Genomic DNA, 323 nt, shown 5'->3' on the forward strand with positions numbered 1-323 from the left:
TCCCTGCTCTGCCATAAGCGCAGCGAATGCCGGGTAATACTCGTCAACGATCTGATAGAGAAGGGTTTGCTCGGGTCGGTGGCTCTGGTAACGACCAGTATCCCGATCCCGGCTGGCCGTCCTGGCCGCCACATGAGGCATGTTCCGCGTCCTTGCAATACTGTGTTTACATACAGTCTATCGCTTCGCGGAAAGTTCTTTTACCCTCAGCCGAAATGCCTGCCGTTGCTAGACATTGCCAGCCAGTGCCCGTCACTCCGCGGTCTTCACTGCGTGATCGAGTTGATCGACACCCGCCGTGACACGCTCCATGAAGTGCCTGC

The 323-nt window shown here is 57.3% G+C and carries 1 pseudogene; it reads right to left on the bottom strand.

Features of this window, described 5'->3' with window-relative positions:
• Nucleotides 1–252 precede the first annotated feature (252 nt).
• Nucleotides 253–323, bottom strand: a pseudogene (locus tag RTW80_RS28235) (LysR family transcriptional regulator); the annotation flags it as partial.

The organism is Escherichia sp. AM3 (genome assembly GCF_032029835.1).
GTDB lineage: Bacteria > Pseudomonadota > Gammaproteobacteria > Enterobacterales > Enterobacteriaceae > Escherichia > Escherichia coli.